At 71.9% G+C, this 16376-nt stretch carries 16 protein-coding genes; 12 read left to right on the top strand and 4 right to left on the bottom strand.

Features of this window, described 5'->3' with window-relative positions; genetic code table 11:
- Window positions 1-210: 210 nt before the first annotated feature.
- The 3 genes from ABZX79_RS32790 to ABZX79_RS32800 all read left to right on the top strand — a co-directional run bounded on the left by ABZX79_RS32790 (window position 211) and on the right by ABZX79_RS32800 (window position 3856).
- Complete coding sequence (locus ABZX79_RS32790; RefSeq protein ID WP_355265966.1) at window positions 211-1239, top strand: NlpC/P60 family protein; 1029 nt, start codon at window positions 211-213, stop codon at window positions 1237-1239.
- A gap of 254 nt (window positions 1240-1493) precedes the next feature.
- Window positions 1494-2585, top strand: coding sequence for an NlpC/P60 family protein (locus ABZX79_RS32795; protein ID WP_355265969.1), 1092 nt, complete (start codon window positions 1494-1496; stop codon window positions 2583-2585).
- 35 nt (window positions 2586-2620) lie between these two features.
- Complete coding sequence (locus ABZX79_RS32800) at window positions 2621-3856, top strand: hypothetical protein (RefSeq protein WP_355265972.1); 1236 nt, start codon at window positions 2621-2623, stop codon at window positions 3854-3856.
- 173 nt (window positions 3857-4029) lie between these two features.
- Here the strand turns inward: ABZX79_RS32800 and ABZX79_RS32805 are convergent, their stop codons facing one another.
- On the bottom strand, window positions 4030-5280 hold the full coding sequence (locus ABZX79_RS32805) for a glycosyltransferase family 87 protein (RefSeq protein ID WP_355265975.1): 1251 nt from the start codon (window positions 5278-5280) through the stop codon (window positions 4030-4032).
- A 97-nt stretch (window positions 5281-5377) separates the two neighbouring features.
- On the opposite strand from ABZX79_RS32805, the gene ABZX79_RS32810 reads away from it, so the two are divergent.
- Both ABZX79_RS32810 and ABZX79_RS32815 read left to right on the top strand, forming a co-directional pair.
- Window positions 5378-6532 carry a glycosyltransferase family 4 protein gene (locus tag ABZX79_RS32810; RefSeq protein ID WP_355265978.1) on the top strand — a complete coding sequence of 385 codons (1155 nt, stop codon included), beginning with the start codon at window positions 5378-5380 and terminating at the stop codon, window positions 6530-6532.
- A gap of 86 nt (window positions 6533-6618) precedes the next feature.
- Window positions 6619-6822, top strand: coding sequence for a hypothetical protein (locus tag ABZX79_RS32815; protein WP_355265981.1), 204 nt, complete (start codon window positions 6619-6621; stop codon window positions 6820-6822).
- A gap of 7 nt (window positions 6823-6829) precedes the next feature.
- Here ABZX79_RS32815 and ABZX79_RS32820 read toward each other — a convergent pair whose 3' ends face one another.
- On the bottom strand, window positions 6830-8626 hold the full coding sequence (locus tag ABZX79_RS32820; protein ID WP_355265984.1) for an AMP-dependent synthetase/ligase: 1797 nt from the start codon (window positions 8624-8626) through the stop codon (window positions 6830-6832).
- A 286-nt stretch (window positions 8627-8912) separates the two neighbouring features.
- On the opposite strand from ABZX79_RS32820, the gene ABZX79_RS32825 reads away from it, so the two are divergent.
- The 6 genes from ABZX79_RS32825 to ABZX79_RS32850 all read left to right on the top strand — a co-directional run bounded on the left by ABZX79_RS32825 (window position 8913) and on the right by ABZX79_RS32850 (window position 13821).
- Window positions 8913-9674 carry a metallophosphoesterase gene (locus tag ABZX79_RS32825; protein ID WP_355265987.1) on the top strand — a complete coding sequence of 254 codons (762 nt, stop codon included), beginning with the start codon at window positions 8913-8915 and terminating at the stop codon, window positions 9672-9674.
- Between the two features lie 93 nt (window positions 9675-9767).
- Complete coding sequence (locus tag ABZX79_RS32830; RefSeq protein ID WP_355265990.1) at window positions 9768-10226, top strand: SRPBCC family protein; 459 nt, start codon at window positions 9768-9770, stop codon at window positions 10224-10226.
- Between the two features lie 7 nt (window positions 10227-10233).
- A complete protein-coding gene (locus ABZX79_RS32835; protein WP_355265993.1) occupies window positions 10234-11445 on the top strand; it encodes an ArsA-related P-loop ATPase in 1212 nt (403 codons plus the stop codon).
- Between the two features lie 82 nt (window positions 11446-11527).
- Window positions 11528-12004, top strand: coding sequence for a DUF5304 domain-containing protein (locus ABZX79_RS32840; protein ID WP_355265996.1), 477 nt, complete (start codon window positions 11528-11530; stop codon window positions 12002-12004).
- A 56-nt stretch (window positions 12005-12060) separates the two neighbouring features.
- Window positions 12061-13002 carry an ROK family glucokinase gene (locus ABZX79_RS32845; protein ID WP_355265999.1) on the top strand — a complete coding sequence of 314 codons (942 nt, stop codon included), beginning with the start codon at window positions 12061-12063 and terminating at the stop codon, window positions 13000-13002.
- Window positions 13003-13068: 66 nt separating this feature from the next.
- Window positions 13069-13821, top strand: coding sequence for an endonuclease/exonuclease/phosphatase family protein (locus tag ABZX79_RS32850; protein WP_355266002.1), 753 nt, complete (start codon window positions 13069-13071; stop codon window positions 13819-13821).
- Between the two features lie 97 nt (window positions 13822-13918).
- Here the strand turns inward: ABZX79_RS32850 and ABZX79_RS32855 are convergent, their stop codons facing one another.
- Window positions 13919-14656, bottom strand: coding sequence for a hypothetical protein (locus tag ABZX79_RS32855; RefSeq protein ID WP_355266005.1), 738 nt, complete (start codon window positions 14654-14656; stop codon window positions 13919-13921).
- On the bottom strand, window positions 14649-15428 hold the full coding sequence (locus ABZX79_RS32860) for an alpha/beta fold hydrolase (protein WP_355266008.1): 780 nt from the start codon (window positions 15426-15428) through the stop codon (window positions 14649-14651). The genes ABZX79_RS32855 and ABZX79_RS32860 overlap by 8 nt, the downstream gene beginning before the upstream one ends.
- Before the next feature lie 208 nt (window positions 15429-15636).
- Here ABZX79_RS32860 and ABZX79_RS32865 point away from each other — a divergent pair, with 208 nt between their 5' ends.
- The gene (locus ABZX79_RS32865; protein WP_028811421.1) at window positions 15637-16368 is read left to right on the top strand and encodes a lysophospholipid acyltransferase family protein; all 732 of its coding nucleotides are present in this window, start codon (window positions 15637-15639) and stop codon (window positions 16366-16368) included.
- The last annotated feature ends 8 nt before the right edge of the window (window positions 16369-16376 follow it).

Genomic DNA, 16376 nt, shown 5'->3' on the forward strand with positions numbered 1-16376 from the left:
TTTACACCTGAGGATTTGAACTGATCACAAGAAGGTCACTAAGGTCTGCCCTCGAACCTTCGAACGGTTGATCACCCATCCGGGGTGTCAGCGAAGGTACCGCCGAGTCCACTCAATTCGGTCCAATTTCCGCGGGGGAACCGAATCGTGGAGCCGGGGATCACGTCCCCGACCCCGGTAGGCGGCTCGAGGAAGAAGGAGCTCGCCTTCGTGGCGTCCCACCGTCGTCCCAAGCAGCCGAGCCGCACTCGTGTGACTGTGCTCACCGCGACCGCAGCCGCAGCTGTCGCTCTCACGTCCCAGACCGCTCAGGCCGACCCCAAGCCGACCAAGAGCGAGGTCAAGGCCAAGGTCGACAAGCTCTACCACGAGGCAGAAGCCGCGACGGAGAAGTACAACCTGTCCAAGGAGCGGCAGGACAAGCTCAAGGAAGAGGTCGACAACCTCCAGGACAAGGTCGCCCGCGGCCAGGAGGACCTCAACGACCTGCGTGGCGAGCTCGGTTCGGTGGCCAGCGCGCAGTACCGCTCCGGCGGCATCGACCCCTCCGTGCAGCTCTTCCTCTCCGCCGACCCGGACAGCTACCTCGACAAGGCCGGCGCGATCGACCAGTTGAGCGCCAAGCAGGCCGAGTCGCTCCAGAAGATCCAGGCGAAGCAGCGCACCCTCGCACAGCAGCGGGCCGAGGCGACGGACAAGCTCGACGACCTCGAGGACGTACGCAAGGAACTCGGCGAGAAGAAGAAGAAGTTCCAGGGCAAGCTCGCCGAGGCGCAGCGGCTCCTGAACACGCTCACCGCCGCCGAGCGTGAAGAGCTGCGGGAGAAGGAGCAGCGCGCCAGCCGCGCGGCCAGCGAGCGCGTGAACCTCGGCAACGAGAAGCCGGCCTCCGGCCGGGGCGCCGCCGCGCTGAGCGCCGCGGCCACCCAGATCGGCAAGCCGTACATCTCCGGCGCGACCGGGCCCAACGCGTACGACTGCTCCGGGCTGACCCAGTGGGCGTTCGCCCAGGCCGGTGTCTCCATCTCCCGGACCACGTTCACCCAGCACAACGACGGCCAGAAGCTGTACAGCAAGAGCCAGCTCCAGCCGGGCGACATGGTGTTCTTCAACAACCTGGCGCACGTCGGCTTCTACGCCGGCAACAACCAGATCCTGCACGCGCCGAAGCCGGGCACCGTTGTGCGCTACGAGTCGATGGACTACATGGGCACGTTCCAGTTCGGCGTGCGTGTCTGACAAACGCCAATCACAACGGCCGTTGCCGACACCGCCCATTCGGGCGAATTCCGGCAACTCCCGCTGACTGTCCGCCCCGCCGGTGACCTGCTTCTCCGGCGGGGCGCCGCTGTTTGCGCCCGGTCCGCGCCCGGCGAGATCTTTGGCCGCCGCGTGATCGCACCGCTACTGTCTGCTCGCGCAGCTCCCCGGTCCATTGGTCCGCCCGTCCGGGCGGCAGGGGGCTGCACGCAGTGGAAGGAGTGCGGCTTCCTGTGGCGACCCACCGGCGTTCCTCACAGTCCGGCCTCACGCAGAGCGCCCGGGTCACAGTTCTGTCCGCTGCCGCGGCGACGGCGGCGGCGGCGCTCATCACGTCCCCGGCGAGCGCAGATCCCCATGACACCTCGGCCACCTCGGCCACCTCGGCCACCTCGGCCACCTCGGCCACGTCCTCGGCCACCGCCACGTCCACCCAGGCGCGGGTCGACCGGCTCTTCGAGCAAGCCGAGCAGGCGACCGAGCGGTTCAACAAGGCCGACGAGCTCGCGGACGAGCTGCGCGAACAGGTCGGCCAGGCCCAGGACATGGTCGCGCGCGGCCAGGAGCGCATCAACCACATGCGGGGTGCGCTCGGTGCGGTCGCGGGCGCCCAGTACCGGGCGGGCGGCCTGGATCCGGCCCTCGCCCTGCTGTTGTCCGAGAACCCCGACAGCTACCTCTCCAAGGCCGCGGCGCTCGACCGCATCGGCGCACGCCAGGTGAGCGCCCTGAGCCAACTCAAGGACGCGCAGCGCAAGCTGGGCCAGCAGCGCGCCGAGGCCTCCGCCAAGCTCGGCGAGCTGGAGCGCAGCCGGGCCGCCGTCGCCCGCCACAAGCGCACCGTTGAGCGCAAGCTCGCCGCGGCGCGGCGACTGCTCAACTCGCTGCCGAAGGCCGAGCGGGAGGAGTACGACGACCGGTCCTCGCGTTCCGGCGACCGCGGCGGGGCCCCGCCCGCGCTGGGCGGCGCACCCGCCTCCGGGCGCGCCGGGGCCGCCGTGCTGGCGGCGCAGCAGGCGGTGGGCAAACCGTATATCTGGGGCGCGAACGGTCCTTCGGGCTTCGACTGTTCGGGCCTCACCCAGTGGTCGTACGCGCAGGCGGGCGTCTCCCTGCCGCGCACCTCGCAGGCGCAGCGGTACGCCGGACGGCAGGTCTCCCTCGACCAGGCGCAGCCCGGGGACCTCGTGGCGTACCGCGACGACGCGAGCCACATCGGGATGTACGTGGGCAACGGCCAGGTGGTGCACGCGCCCTACCCCGGCGCCCCGGTGCGCTACGACCCGGTCGGCATGATGCCGGTCTCGTCGGTGACCCGGGTCTGAGCCGAGCCTGTCGCTCTGCCCGTACGATCGGCCAGATGGCAGGCCGGCGGTGCGGGACTCGGTGGAAGCGGTGGGCGGGACCCGGTCTCGCCGCGCTGCTGCTGGCGTCCGCGTCCGTTTCCGCGTGCACGACGCCCGGCAGGCCGGCGGACACCGCTGCCCGGGACATCCAGCGGACGCTGGACCGCAGGGCGGCCGCCGTCGTCGACCGCGACGAGGCGGCCTATCTGGCGGAGCTCGACCCGGAGTCGACGCGGCTGCGGGCGGCCGAGCGCGAGGAGTTCGCGAACCTCGCGCAGGTGCCGCTGCGCTCCTGGGAGTACCGGCTGACCGGCCTCGACCGTACGGGCACGGGGCGCGCCACCGCCCTGGTCGAGCTGCGGTACCGGTTCGACGGGTACGACGAGGCCCCCGTGAAGGCCGCCGAGCGGCTGGACCTGACGCGACGCGGCGGGCGCTGGTACGTCGCCGCCGAGCGCCCGGACCGGAGCGGCGGGCGTCAGCTCTGGGAGCAGGGCAAGGTCACGGTCGTACGCGGCGCGCACAGCCTGGTCCTCGGCGCCGGCCAGGACGAGAAGCGGCTGCGCGCCATAGCGGACGCCGCCGACCGTGCGGTGCCGGCGGTCGACCGGGCCTGGCCGGGCCGGTGGGCGCGTCGGCTGCTGATCCTGGTGCCGACGTCGCTCGACGGCATGGGCTCGCTGCTGGGCGCTCCGGCGGCCGGGTACCGGGGCATCGCGGCGGTCACTACGGGGGAGGCGGGCGGCGCGGGCCGTTCGGGTGCGGCGCCGGCGGACCGGGTGGTCGTCAATCCGGAGGCGTACGCGGTGCTGGGCGAGTTCGGGCAGCAGGTCGTCCTCACCCACGAGTCCACGCATGTCGCCACCCGCGCCCACACCTCGGCCGCCACGCCGATGTGGCTCTCGGAGGGCTTTGCGGACTGGGCGGCGTACCGGGGGACGGGGCGCACGGCTGCTCAGGCAGCCCCTGAGCTCGAACGGTCCGTACGGGCGGGGGACGCGCCCGCGGCTCTGCCGACCGACGAGGACTTCGGCTTCGGCGGGGACGCGGGGGCGTTGGGGCGGGCGTACGAGGGTGGGTGGCTGGCGTGTGCGCTGATCGCGCAGGAGTGGGGGGAGGGGCGGCTGAGGGCGTTCTACCGTGCGGTGGGCGAGGGCGCGGTGGAGCAGGCGATGCGCGAGGTGCTCGGCACGACGCCGGAGGATTTCACGGTGCGGTGGCGGGAGTACGTGCGGCAGCAGCTGGCGTGAGGTTTCTTTTCCCCGACCCGCCCCTTCCCGCGACTGGGGCTCCGCCCCAGACCCCGCTCCTCAAACGCCGGAGGGGCTGAGAGTTGCCGCTGCGCGGCAAGCCCAGCCCGTCCGGAGCTCGGGAAGGGGCGGGTCGGGGAAAAGCTCCGCAGGACACGATCGGCCGCGCCGTCCTACGACGCCAGTTGCTTCGGCTTCTCGGCGGCTTCGCCGCGCTGCGCCGGCAGCGGGCTCGCATCGGGGTCGCGCGGCCCGGACACCGTGTCCTGCCACAGCCGACGGCAAGCCATCAGCGTCGCGGCCACCAGCAGCCCATTACGCACCACGAGCAGCAGCAGGCCGAGCGCGTCGCTCGTCACGACGTGCGAGAACCACACCGGGAACTCCAGCAGGGTGACCGCCGTCGCGGCCAGGACCAACTGCGCCGGCCGGTCCATCCGGCTGCCCCGGAAGACCAGGCAGGCGGCGGCCAGGCCGACCAGCCACAGCAGATACTGCGGGCTGATCACCCGGCTGGTCGTCGTGAACAGCAGGACGGCGGCGAAGGCCGCGTCGCACGGCGTCGACGCCCGGAACCGCCCCGCCCGCAGCCGCCACAGCAGCAGCCAGCCGAACGCGAGGGCCGTCAGCCCCATCGCGGCCGTGCTGACCACCGGGACGTACGGGCCGACGAACTCCACCGATCCGTAGTTCAGCAGCACCTCGCCCTCCCAGCCGAAGTGCCGGGCGACATGGAACACGAGCGCGCCCAGCGACTCGACCTCCGTGCCTCGGTCGCGCTGGAAGGTGAGGAAGGCGAGCGCCCCCGGCATCGTGGCGCAGAACACCACCACGAGGCCGGCCCCGGCCGCTGTCGCCGCCGTCCACGCGGCGCGGGTCCCGCGCCCCCGTACCGTGCCGACGAGCAGCAGGACGGGCCACACCTTCAGGAGCGCTCCGAAGCCCGCGAGCGCCCCCATGACACGCGGATGGCGCGCCCCCGCCAGCAGCGCGGCGACGGCGACCGCGGTGACCATCACGTCGTATCTGGCATACGCCGTCGGGCCGAGCAGCGGCACGCCGGCCACCCACACCCACGCGCCGGCGAGCCGCTTTCCGGGGCGCTGCCCGGCGTACAGCAGCAGGCCCATGACCAGGGCGTCCGCCAGGCACGCCAGTACGAAGAAGGCCGTCGCGTAGCCGAGGAACGGCAGCACGGCGGGAGAGAGGATCGCCAGGGCGGCCGCGGGCGGGTACTGCCAGGTGATGTCGTCCAGCGGGAAGGTGCCGGTCCGCAGGACCTCGTACCAGCCCTGGTAGATCACCGAGACGTCACTGGTGACGTCCGGGCCGGGCACCTCGATCACTTTGAAGACACACAGCAGCAGCAAGCTTCTGGTGAGTACCCACACCGCGATGGGCTTCGCGCTGCCTGCGCCCGTCATGACCACCTCATATGTTTCCCGTACAGCTGCCGGAGACATGATGCAGGGCCCGGCTGTGCGAGCCAAGGAGCTGGGCCGTTCGGTACTGTCTGCGGCGATGCACAAGACCCTGATCGTGACCAATGACTTTCCGCCCCGCCCCGGCGGCATCCAGGCGTTCCTGCACAATATGGCGCTGCGCCTGGACCCCGAGCAGCTCGTCGTCTACGCCTCCACCTGGAAGCGCGGCAGCGAGGGCGCGGAAGCCACCGCCGCCTTCGACGCCGAGCAGCCGTTCACCGTCGTACGCGACCGGACGACGATGCTGCTGCCGACGCCGCGCGTCACCCGGCAGGCCGCCGGGCTGCTGCGCGAACACGGCTGTACGTCGGTGTGGTTCGGGGCGGCCGCCCCGCTCGCCCTGATGGCTCCCGCCCTGCGCAAGGCGGGGGCGCGGCGGATCGTCGCCACCACGCACGGCCACGAGGCGGGCTGGGCCCAGCTGCCCGCCGCCCGGCAGCTGCTGCGCAGGATCGGCGAGGGTACGGACACGATCACCTATCTCGGTGAGTACACGCGCTCGCGGATCGCCGCCGCGCTCACGCCGGAGGCCGCCGCACGCATGGTCCAGCTGCCGCCCGGCGTGAACGAGAAGACGTTCCACCCCGGCTCCGGCGGCGACGAGGTCCGCGAGCGGCTCGGGCTCGCCGACCGGCCCGTGGTGGTGTGCGTGTCCCGCCTGGTGCCCCGCAAGGGCCAGGACACGCTGATCCTGGCGATGCCCCGCATCCTGCGCGGGGTGCCGGACGCCGTGCTGCTCATCGTGGGCGGCGGACCGTACGCCAAGGAGCTGAAGAAGCTGGCCGCCGAGACCGGCGTCACGGACTCGGTGCGCTTCACCGGGCCCGTGCCCTGGGCACAGCTGCCGGCGCACTTCGGCGCGGGTGACGTCTTCGCGATGCCGTGCCGTACGCGCCGGGGCGGGCTCGACGTCGAAGGGCTCGGCATCGTCTACCTGGAGGCGTCCGCGACCGGACTGCCGGTGGTGGCGGGCGACTCGGGCGGGGCGCCCGACGCCGTACTGGACGGGCAGACCGGGTGGGTGGTGCGCGGCGGGCCCGCGGCCGTCGCAGCCGACGAGTCCGCCGACCGGATCGTCGCACTGCTCCAGGATCCGGAGCTGCGGCGCCGGATGGGTGAGCGGGGCCGGGAGTGGGTCGAGGAGAAGTGGCGCTGGGATCTGCTCGCGGAGAAGCTCAAGACGCTGCTGTGACGGCGGGGGCGCCACGGGGGCACTACTGCCGGCGCGGCGAGGCACGACGGGTCTGCGGGGACCGGGTCACCCCGGGCGAAGGCCTCTTGGCCGGCGTGCTGCGGGCCGTCGTCTGCGTCGTCTGCGCGGCATTCGCCGGGTGGGGCGGCCTCGCCGTCGTGGCGGCCCTCCTCGTGGCGCTCGTCGTCGGTGGCGCTGCCGTGACGGGGCTGCGCCGCCACCGCGCGTGGTGCGCGATGACGGCGGGCCTGCGGGCTCCGGTCCGGCTGATGGACCACGTCACGCCGTGACGGCTCGTCAGCCCTGGTAGATCGCTTCGATCTCGTCGGCGAAGTCCTTCGCCACCACATTGCGCTTCAGCTTGAGCGAGGGCGTGATGTGACCGGCCTCTTCGGTGAACTGGGCCGGCAGGACGCGGAACTTCCGCACCGACTCGGCCTTCGACACCGCCGAGTTGCCGTCGTTCACCGCCTGCTGGACGACCGCCAGCAGCTCCGCGTCGTCGCGCAGCGACGCCGCCGTCGAACCGGCCGGCTTGCCGTTCTCGGCGGCCCAGCGGCCCAGGAATTCCTCGTCGAGGGTGACCAGCGCGGCGACGAACGGCCGCCCGTCGCCGACCACCATGCACTCCGCGACCAGCGCGTGCGCCCGGATACGGTCCTCGATCACGGCGGGAGCGACGTTCTTGCCGCCCGCCGTGACGATGATCTCCTTCTTGCGGCCGGTGATGGCGAGGTAGCCGTCCTCGTCGAGCGTGCCGATGTCACCGGTGTGGAACCAGCCGTCGGTCAGCGCCTCGGCGGTGGCCGCCTCGTTGTTCCAGTACCCCGAGAAGAGATGCTCGCCGTGCAGCAGCACCTCGCCGTCGTCCGCGATCCGCACGACCGACCCGGGCAGCGGCTGGCCGACCGTACCGATCTTCTGCCGGTCCCACGGATTGAACGCGGTGGCCGCGCACGACTCCGTCAGGCCGTACCCCTCGAGCACCGTGAAGCCGATGCCCCGGAAGAAGTGGCCCAGGCGCTCGCCCAGCGGGGCGCCACCGGAGATCGCGTACTCGCCGCGGCCGCCGAGCACCGCGCGCAGCTTGCTGTAGACCAGCTTGTCGAAGACCTTGTGCTTGAGCTTCAGGCCGAGGGACGCGCCCTGCGGGCTGCCGATCGCGCGGCTGTAGGCGATCGCGGTGTCCGCGGCCTTGTCGAAGATCTTGCCCTTGCCGTCCGCCTGCGCCTTGGCCCGCGCCGAGTTGTAGACCTTCTCGAAGACGCGCGGCACACCCAGGATGAGGGTCGGCCGGAAGGCGGCGAGCTCGTCGGTGAGGTTCTTGATGTCGGGTACGCAGCCGAGCTTGATCGGCGCCATGACCGACGCCACCTCGACCAGCCGGCCGAAGACGTGCGCGGCCGGCAGGAAGAGCAGCACCGAACACTCGCCCGTACGGAACAGCGGCTTCAGGCGCTCGACGACATTGCCGCACTCCGCGAAGAAGCTGCGGTGCGTCAGCATGCAGCCCTTGGGGCGGCCCGTCGTGCCGGAGGTGTAGACGATCGTGGCCGGGTCGTCGGCCTTGGCGCTCGTGCTGCGCTCGTCGACCGTCTCTTCCGTGACCTCGGCGCCCGAGGTGCGCAGCTGCTCCACCGCTCCCTGGTCGAACTGCCAGACGTGCCGCAGAGCGGGCAGCCGGTCGCGTACGGACTCGACGGCGGCGGCGTGTGCCTCACTCTCGACGATCACGGCGACCGCGCCGGAATCACCCAGGATCCACTGCACCTGCTCGGCGGAGCTGGTCTCGTACACCGGCACGGTCACCGCGCCGGCGCTCCAGATCGCGAAGTCCATCTGCACCCACTCGTAGCGGGTACGGGACATCAGGGCGACCCGGTCGCCCGGCTGGACGCCGGCTGCGATCAGGCCTTTGGCGGCGGCGCGGACCTCGGCGAGGAACTCGGTGGCGGTGACATCCGTCCAGGCGCCCGCGACCTTGCGGCTCATGACCGCCACATCGGGATGCTGAGTGGCGTTGCGGCGGATGAGATCTGTCAGGTTGCCGTCCGAGGGGACCTCGTACAGGGCCGGAAGGCTGAACTCGCGCAAGACTGCTGCTCCTCATCGGGCGCCGGCGCCACGTCGGTGTGCGCGTCGGCTGCGGTCCAAGACCGGGCAGGTGCTCATGTGGGGTGAGCACGTTGAACTGCTGGACTGCCCGGACGTTACCCACCAGTACTCGGTTCCCGATAGGGGGTTCCGGCCAGATGTTCGCTGCGTCACACGCCGTGGCGGTGCTCCCGGCAGACTAGTCCAACCATGCCGGGACCCGGAAGTAACCGCAGGTCCGGCCCCCTCTACCCAGGCGGGACCCAGGCGTCCTAGGGTGATCGTCATGCGAGTGCATGTGGTCAGCGACGTACACGGGAACGCCAAGGATCTGGCCAGGGCGGGGGACGGCGCGGACGCGCTCGTCTGCCTCGGTGACCTGGTGCTCTTCCTCGACTACGCGGACCACTCGCGCGGCATCTTCCCCGAACTCTTCGGCATCGAGAACGCCGACCTGATCGTCGAACTGCGCACCGCCCGCCGCTTCGAGGAGGCCAGGGAGCTCGGCCGCAGGCTGTGGGCGGGCCTCGACCGGGCGGCCGCCACCGAGGCGGCGGTGCGCAGGCAGTACGCCGAACTCTTCGCGGCGTTCCCGACTCCGACATACGCGACGTACGGCAACGTCGACATGCCGCCGCTGTGGCCCGAGTACGCCCGGCCGGGCACCACCGTCCTCGACGGCGAGCGCGTCGAGATCGGCGGCCGCGTGTTCGGCTTCGTCGGCGGCGGGCTCAGGACCGCGATGCGTACGCCCTACGAGATCGACGACGAGGAGTACGCCGCCAAGGTCGAGGCCCTGGGTGGGGTCGACGTGCTGTGCTCGCACATCCCGCCCGAGGTTCCCGAGCTCGTGTACGACACCGTCGCCCGCCGGTTCGAGCGCGGCAGCCGGGCGCTGCTGGAAGCGATCCGGCGTACCCGCCCCAAGTACGCGCTCTTCGGGCACGTCCACCAGCCGCAGGTCCAGCGGATGCGCGTCGGCGCCACGGAATGCGTGAACGTCGGTCACTTCGCCTCCTCCGGCCGCCCGTGGGTGCTGGAGTGGTGACGGGCGGCCCGGACGGTCGCGGTAGCCTTCACGCGGACGTGTCCCCCGAGATACGGGCCCCCTGACCGGAACCGCACTGGAGGAGCCACAGCGATGGCGGAACACACCAGCTCGAGCATCACGATCGAGGCGGCACCGGCCGACGTGATGGGCGTGATCGCCGACTTCGCGCGCTACCCGGAGTGGACCGGCGAGGTGAAGGAGGCCGAGGTCCTGGCCACCGACGCCAAGGGCCGCGCCGAGCAGGTACGCCTGCTGCTGGACGCCGGCGCGATCAAGGACGACCACACCCTCGCGTACACCTGGACCGGCGACCACGAGGTCAGCTGGACGCTGGTCAAGTCGCAGATGCTGCGGGCCATCGACGGCTCGTACAGCCTCGCGGCAGTGGGCGGCGGCGACCGTACCCAGGTCACCTACCAACTGACCGTCGACGTCAAGATCCCGATGCTCGGCATGATCAAGCGCAAGGCCGAGAAGGTCATCATCGACCGCGCTCTGGCGGGCCTGAAGAAGCGCGTCGAGAGCAACCCGAGCCGGCCGAAGGCCTGATGTCCTGATGCGTACGGTCCTCGTCACCGGCCCCGGCGGCGCGGGCCGCACCACCGTCGCCGCGGCGACCGCCCTGGCGGCCGCGCGGCGCGGGCAGCACGTCCTGGTCCTGTCCACCGATCCGGCGGACACCCTGGGCGCGGCCCTGGGTATAACCACCGGCTCCGCACCGGCCGAGGCCGCGCCGGGCCTGTGGGCCGCGCGGGTCGACTCCGGCGCCCACTTCCGCGCCGAACTCCTCGCCCTCCAGGAGCGTGCCGGCTCCGTACTCGACCTGCTCGGCGCCAACCGCCTGGCCGCCGAGGAACTGACCGAACTGCCCGGCAGCGAACCATTCGCACTGCTCCGCGCACTGCGCACGTGCGGTGAAGGCGCTGGGGGTGGTTCCGGGGCGTACGACCTCGTCGTCGTCGACCTGCCGCCGCTGCACGCCGCCCTTGACGCCCTCGCGCTCCCCGAGCAGCTGCGCCGCTACCTGCGCCGGCTGCTTCCGCCCGAGCGCCAGGCGGCCCGTGCGCTGCGGCCCATGCTCGCCCAGCTCGCGGGCGTCCCGATGCCCGCACAGTGGCTGTACGAGACGGCCGCCCGCTGGGACGGGGAGCTGGCCGCCGTGGAGGCGCTGCTCGCGGACCCCGGCACGACCGTACGGCTGGTCGCCGAGCCCGGACCCGCCGGAGCCGACGCCCTGCGCACCGCCCGCACCGGACTGGCCCTCTTCGGCCTCCGCGTCGAGACCGTCACCGCGAACCGGACCCTGCCGCAGGACTCCCCGGACACCTGGCTCGCGACGCTCGCCGCCCAGCAGCAGAAGTGCCTGGCCGAGTGGCACGGCGAGTGGCGGCCCATGGCGCCGGTCCGCGAGGTGCGCCACCTCGGCGGTGACCCGCGCGGCCTCGACGACCTGGACGCGCTGGCCGCCGACGGGGCCCTGGCGCTGGAGCCGGGGAGCGAGGACGCGGCGGACCCCTGGCCCGTGGAGGACCGGCTCGCCGAGGATGGCGTACTCGTGTGGCACCTGCCGCTCCCCGGGGCCGTCAAGGAAGAGCTCGGCCTGGTCCGCCGAGGCGACGAACTCGTACTCGACGCGGGTGGGTTCCGCCGGATCCTGACCCTGCCGTCCGCCCTGCGCCGCTGCGACGTCTCGGGCGCGGGACTGACCGGCGGCGTACTGAGGGTGCGGTTCACGCCGGACCCGCAGCTGTGGCCGCAGACCAAGTGAACCGCGTGCCGCCGTTCGGGTAACGTCGGTGGTACGAGGCGTACGTGCCGTACGAACCGCCGTCCTGCCGCAGGAGTCCGCCATGAGCGATGTCACCGAGGGCCCGTCGCCCGAGCCCGCCGAGGCCCCCGACGCCGACGCGTGGGCGAAGGCATGCGCCGAGGACCTCGCCGCCGAGAAGGCCCGCCGTCGCGCCGAGAGCGGCAGCGGTGGGGCGCAGCCCGGGTCCGCCGCCGAGGAGCTGCGCAAGCTCCTCGACGCCGTCGCCGACAAGGTCACCTCGCTCCAGTCGGCTCTGCCCGGCATGGCCGCGCAGGGCACGGTCAACCAGTTGATCAACCAGGCGAAGTCCGCCGTCGAGCCGGTCATAGAGCGCAACCCCGAGGTCTTCGACCACCTGGCCGCCGCCGGCAACGAACTGCTCGCCGCCTACCGCTCCGCCGTACAGGGTCAGGAGGGCCGCTGGACCCGCGGCCCCGCGCAGCCGACGGACCGTAAGAACGACGGCGACGACGGCCCCGAAGGCCCCTCGTCCAGCACGCACATCGACCTGGACTGAGCTGCGCCTCGGGTACGGTTGGCCCTAGCGGGGCTCGACCGAAAACTGAGGGACACATGGGACTCACCATCGGCGTCGACATCGGCGGCACGAAGATCGCGGCAGGCGTGGTCGACGAAGAGGGCACCATTCTCGACACGCACAAGGTGCCCACGCCGCCGACCGCCGAAGGCATCGTCGACGCGATCTGCGCGGCTGTCTCCGAGGCCGGCAAGGGCCACCAGATCGAGGCGGTCGGCATCGGCGCCGCCGGGTACGTCGACGACAAGCGTGCCACCGTCCTCTTCGCGCCGAACATCAACTGGCGGCACGAGCCGCTGAAGGACAAGGTCGAGCAGCGCGTCGGGCTGCCGGTCGTCGTCGAGAACGACGCGAACGCGGCGGCCTGGGGCGAGTACAAGTTCGGCGCCGGCCAGGGCCACGAAGACGTCATCTGCATCACTCTCGGCACCGGCCTCGGCGGCGGCATCATCATCGGCAACAAGCTCCGGCGCGGACGCTTCGGCGTGGCCGCCGAGTTCGGCCACATCCGGGTCGTCCCCGACGGCCTGCTGTGCGGCTGCGGAAGCCAGGGCTGCTGGGAGCAGTACGCGTCCGGGCGAGCCCTCGTCCGCTACGCCAAGCAGCGCGCCAACGCGACCCCCGAGAACGCCCAGATCCTCCTCGCCCTCGGCGACGGTACGGTCGGCGGCATCGAGGGCAAGCACATCAGCGCCGCCGCCCGCCAGGGCTGCCCGGTGGCCGTCGACGCGTTCCGCGAGCTGGCCCGCTGGGCGGGCGCGGGCCTGGCCGACCTGGCCTCGCTCTTCGACCCGTCGGCGTTCATCGTCGGCGGCGGCGTCTCGGACGAGGGCGAGCTCGTTCTCGACCCGATCCGCAAGTCCTTCCGGCGCTGGCTGATCGGCGGCCAGTGGCGTCCGCACGCGCAGGTGCTCGCCGCTCAGCTGGGCGGCAAGGCCGGGCTGGTCGGCGCGGCGGACCTGGCGCGCCAGGGCTGACGCCGTTGCCTGTGTGCCCGCCGTGCCCCCTTGGGGTGCGGCGGGCATTTCCGTATCGTGATCCACATGGCGACGAGCCCGATCAGTACGCTGCCCGAGTCCCGTACCGAGCCTGACGGTTCGGCCGTGATCCGTGTTCTCAGCTACAACATCCGCTCGATGCGCGACGACCGCGAGGCGCTGGCCCGGGTGATCAGTGCCTGTGAGCCCGACCTTGTGCTCGTGCAGGAGGCGCCGCGGTTCTTCCGCTGGCGAAAGCACGCGGCGTGGCTGGCCGCCCACAGCGACCTGGTGACGCTCGGCGGCGGAGCGACCGCTGCGGGCCCGCTGCTGCTGAGTTCGCTGCGGGTGACAGTGGAGCGTACGGAGGATGTGCTGCTTCCGCGTACGCCGGGGCTGCACCGGCGGGGGTTCGCGACGGCGGTGGTGCGGATCGGGGGCGCGAGGCTCGGCGTACTGAGCTGTCACCTGAGCCTCCAGCGGGAGGAGCGGTACGCGCAGGGCGGGATGCTGCTCGACCGGCTGCAGCAGATGGACGTACCGCACGCGGTGGCGGGCGGCGACCTCAACGAACGCCCCGACGGCCGGACGTTCCGCCGGCTGGCGGGGGAGCTCCAGGACTGCTGGGCGGTGAAGCCGTGGGGCGGCGAGTACACGTCGACCCCGGAGAACCCTCACCAGCGTATCGACGCGGTCTTCGCGACGCCGGGGATCGAAGTCCTGGGCTGCGGCGTCCCGTTGGGCCTCCCGGAGGCGGACGTACGCGCGGCCACGGACCACCTGCCGGTACTGGCGGCACTGCGCGTTCCCGCGTCCTAGGCGCGGGGGTGGGGCGGGGCCCGAACTGGGGCTCCGCCCCAGACCCCGCTCCTCAAACGCCGGAGGGGCTGAATAGTGCCGCTGAGCGGGACGCGCTTCAGACGACCGCGCCGCGCCCCGGATCGTCGTCCTCGTCGTCACCGTGCGCCATCCGCGCGACCAGCGTGCCGAATCCGCCCAGGAAGCCGCCGACGCCCAGCGTCGTCATCCACCACGTCATGTCCCACTGCAACAGGACCGCCGTGAGCAGCAGCACCGGACCCCCGATGACCGCGAGCCAGGCGAACCGCGCCGTGGTGTCGGCGGGCGGCAGCGGGGGAGGCTCCGGCGGGACGAAGTGGCCCTCGTCGTTCTCGTCGAGGTCGTCGTCGCCCGGCTCCGCCAGCGAGTAGCTTCGCGGGCCGCTGCCGCCGACGCCGGGCGCGAAGACGACGGAGCTGCCCAGGGGTCTGTCCCGGTCCGGGTCAGGGTCCGCCTCCCCGTCCGCGTCCGGGGCGGCGGCAGGCTCGTCCCCGTCGGCCGCCGCGTCGGCGGCCTCGGCGGCCTCGGCGTCCTTCTTGAGCGACTTCTTCGGGCGGTCGCCGCCCGTGCTGTTGATGTCGTCCTCCGGCAGGAAGAGGTCGTCGATCGACTTGAACGGCTTCGCACCCGGCGGGTCCGGCGGCTCCTCGCCGTACCCGGCGACGATCGCGGCCCACACCGCGTCCTCGTCGACGGACTCCCCGACGGACTCCCCGGCGGACTCGCCGGAGGCGGCAGCCCCGGACGCCCCCGCCGTCTCGTCCGGCTCCCGCTCTTCCTCGCGGCCCGCAGGCTCCGCGTCGTGCTCAGCCACCGGTCGTGCTCCCCTTCTTCCCGACACTCGGAGCGAGGCGGCCGATGAACGCATAACTCTCGTCGAAGATCCGCTCCGCGTCATGGTCCAACGTCGCGACGTGGTAGCTCTGTTCCAGCAGGACCTCGGTAACGTCGGTCGACGAGACCCGGCTGAGGATCCGGGCCGAGTCCGCCGCCGGCACCACATGGTCCTGCGGGCTGTGCAGCAGCAGCATCGGCTGCGTCACCTGGGGCAGCTCCGCGTCGACGAGCCGGAAGAAGTTCCGCACGGAGTGCGCCGCGTGCAGCGGGACGCGGTCGTAACCGACCTCCTCCGCCCCCGCCTTCGCGATGTCGCTCCGCAGCCCCTTTGTCGTACGTACGAGATGGCGCGCGACCGGCAGCGCGTACGCCGACAGGCCGTGCACCTTGTTCGCCGGGTTGACCACGGCGATCCCGGAGATCGCGTCCCCGTGCTTCGCGGCCAGCCGCAGTGTCAGCGCCCCGCCCATCGAGAGCCCGAACACGAAGACCTGGCCGCACTGCTCGCGCAGTACGCGCAGCTCGCGGTCCACCTCCGCGTACCAGTCCTGCCAGCCCGTGAGCTGCATGTCCTCCCAGCGGGTGCCGTGCCCGGGCAGCAGCGGAAGAGAGACGGTCAGGCCGCGCTCGGCCAGATGGTCCGCCCAGGGGCGCAGCGACTGCGGGGAACCGGTGAAGCCGTGACAGAGGAGGACGCCGACCTCTCCGCCCTCGTGGCGGAACGGCTCGGCTCCAGGAAGGACCGGCACCGGGGTCTCCTGTTCATGAGTGTGAGTCCGACTCCGAGTGTGAAGTCCTGGACTGCGAAGGGGGGCGCGAAGATGTACTTCACCGTACGCGACCGGACCGACACCGACCAGGTCCGTCGGGCCGCCTTGTCGGTAGAGAGGGCAGGCCCGCCACGGGTTATGGTCATGTCGACAGACAAGGGAAGGCACTCGGTTGATCTACGGCGCAATGAAGTTCTCCATCGGAGGGTCACTGAAGGTTGCCTTCAGGCCCTGGGTGGAGGGCCTCGAGAACATTCCCGCCGAGGGCCCCGCGATCCTCGCGAGCAACCACCTGTCCTTCTCGGACTCCTTCTTCCTGCCCGCGGTCCTCGACCGCAAGGTCACCTTTATCGCCAAGGCCGAGTACTTCACCTCGCCCGGTGTGAAGGGGAAGCTCACCGCCGCGTTCTTCAAGGGCGTCGGCCAGCTCCCGGTGGACCGCTCGGGTGCTCGCGGCGCGGGTGAGGCGGCGATCAAGGCCGGCATCGACGTCATCAAGGGCGGTGGCCTCTTCGGCATCTACCCGGAGGGCACCCGTTCGCCGGACGGCCGTCTCTACCGCGGCAAGCCGGGCGGCCTGGCCCGCGTGGCGCTTGCCACCGGTGCGCCCGTGATCCCGGTCGCGATGATCGACACCGAGAAGATCCAGCCGCCCGGCAAGGTCGTGCCCAAGCTGATGCGCCCGGGGATCAAGATCGGCAAGCCGCTGGACTTCAGCCGCTATCACGGCATGGACAGCGACCGGTTCATCCTGCGGTCGGTGACCGACGAGGTCATGTACGAAATCATGAAGCTCTCCGGCCAGGAGTACGTCGACATCTACGCGACGGCGGCGAAGCGCCAGATCGCCGACGCGGAGAAGGCCGCCAAGGCGGAGAAGGCGGCCAAGGCCGAGAAGGCGGAACGGGCCGGCGCTTAGCCGCGTCC

This window comes from Streptomyces sp. NPDC002994, assembly GCF_040611155.1.
Taxonomy (GTDB): Bacteria; Actinomycetota; Actinomycetes; order Streptomycetales; family Streptomycetaceae; genus Streptomyces.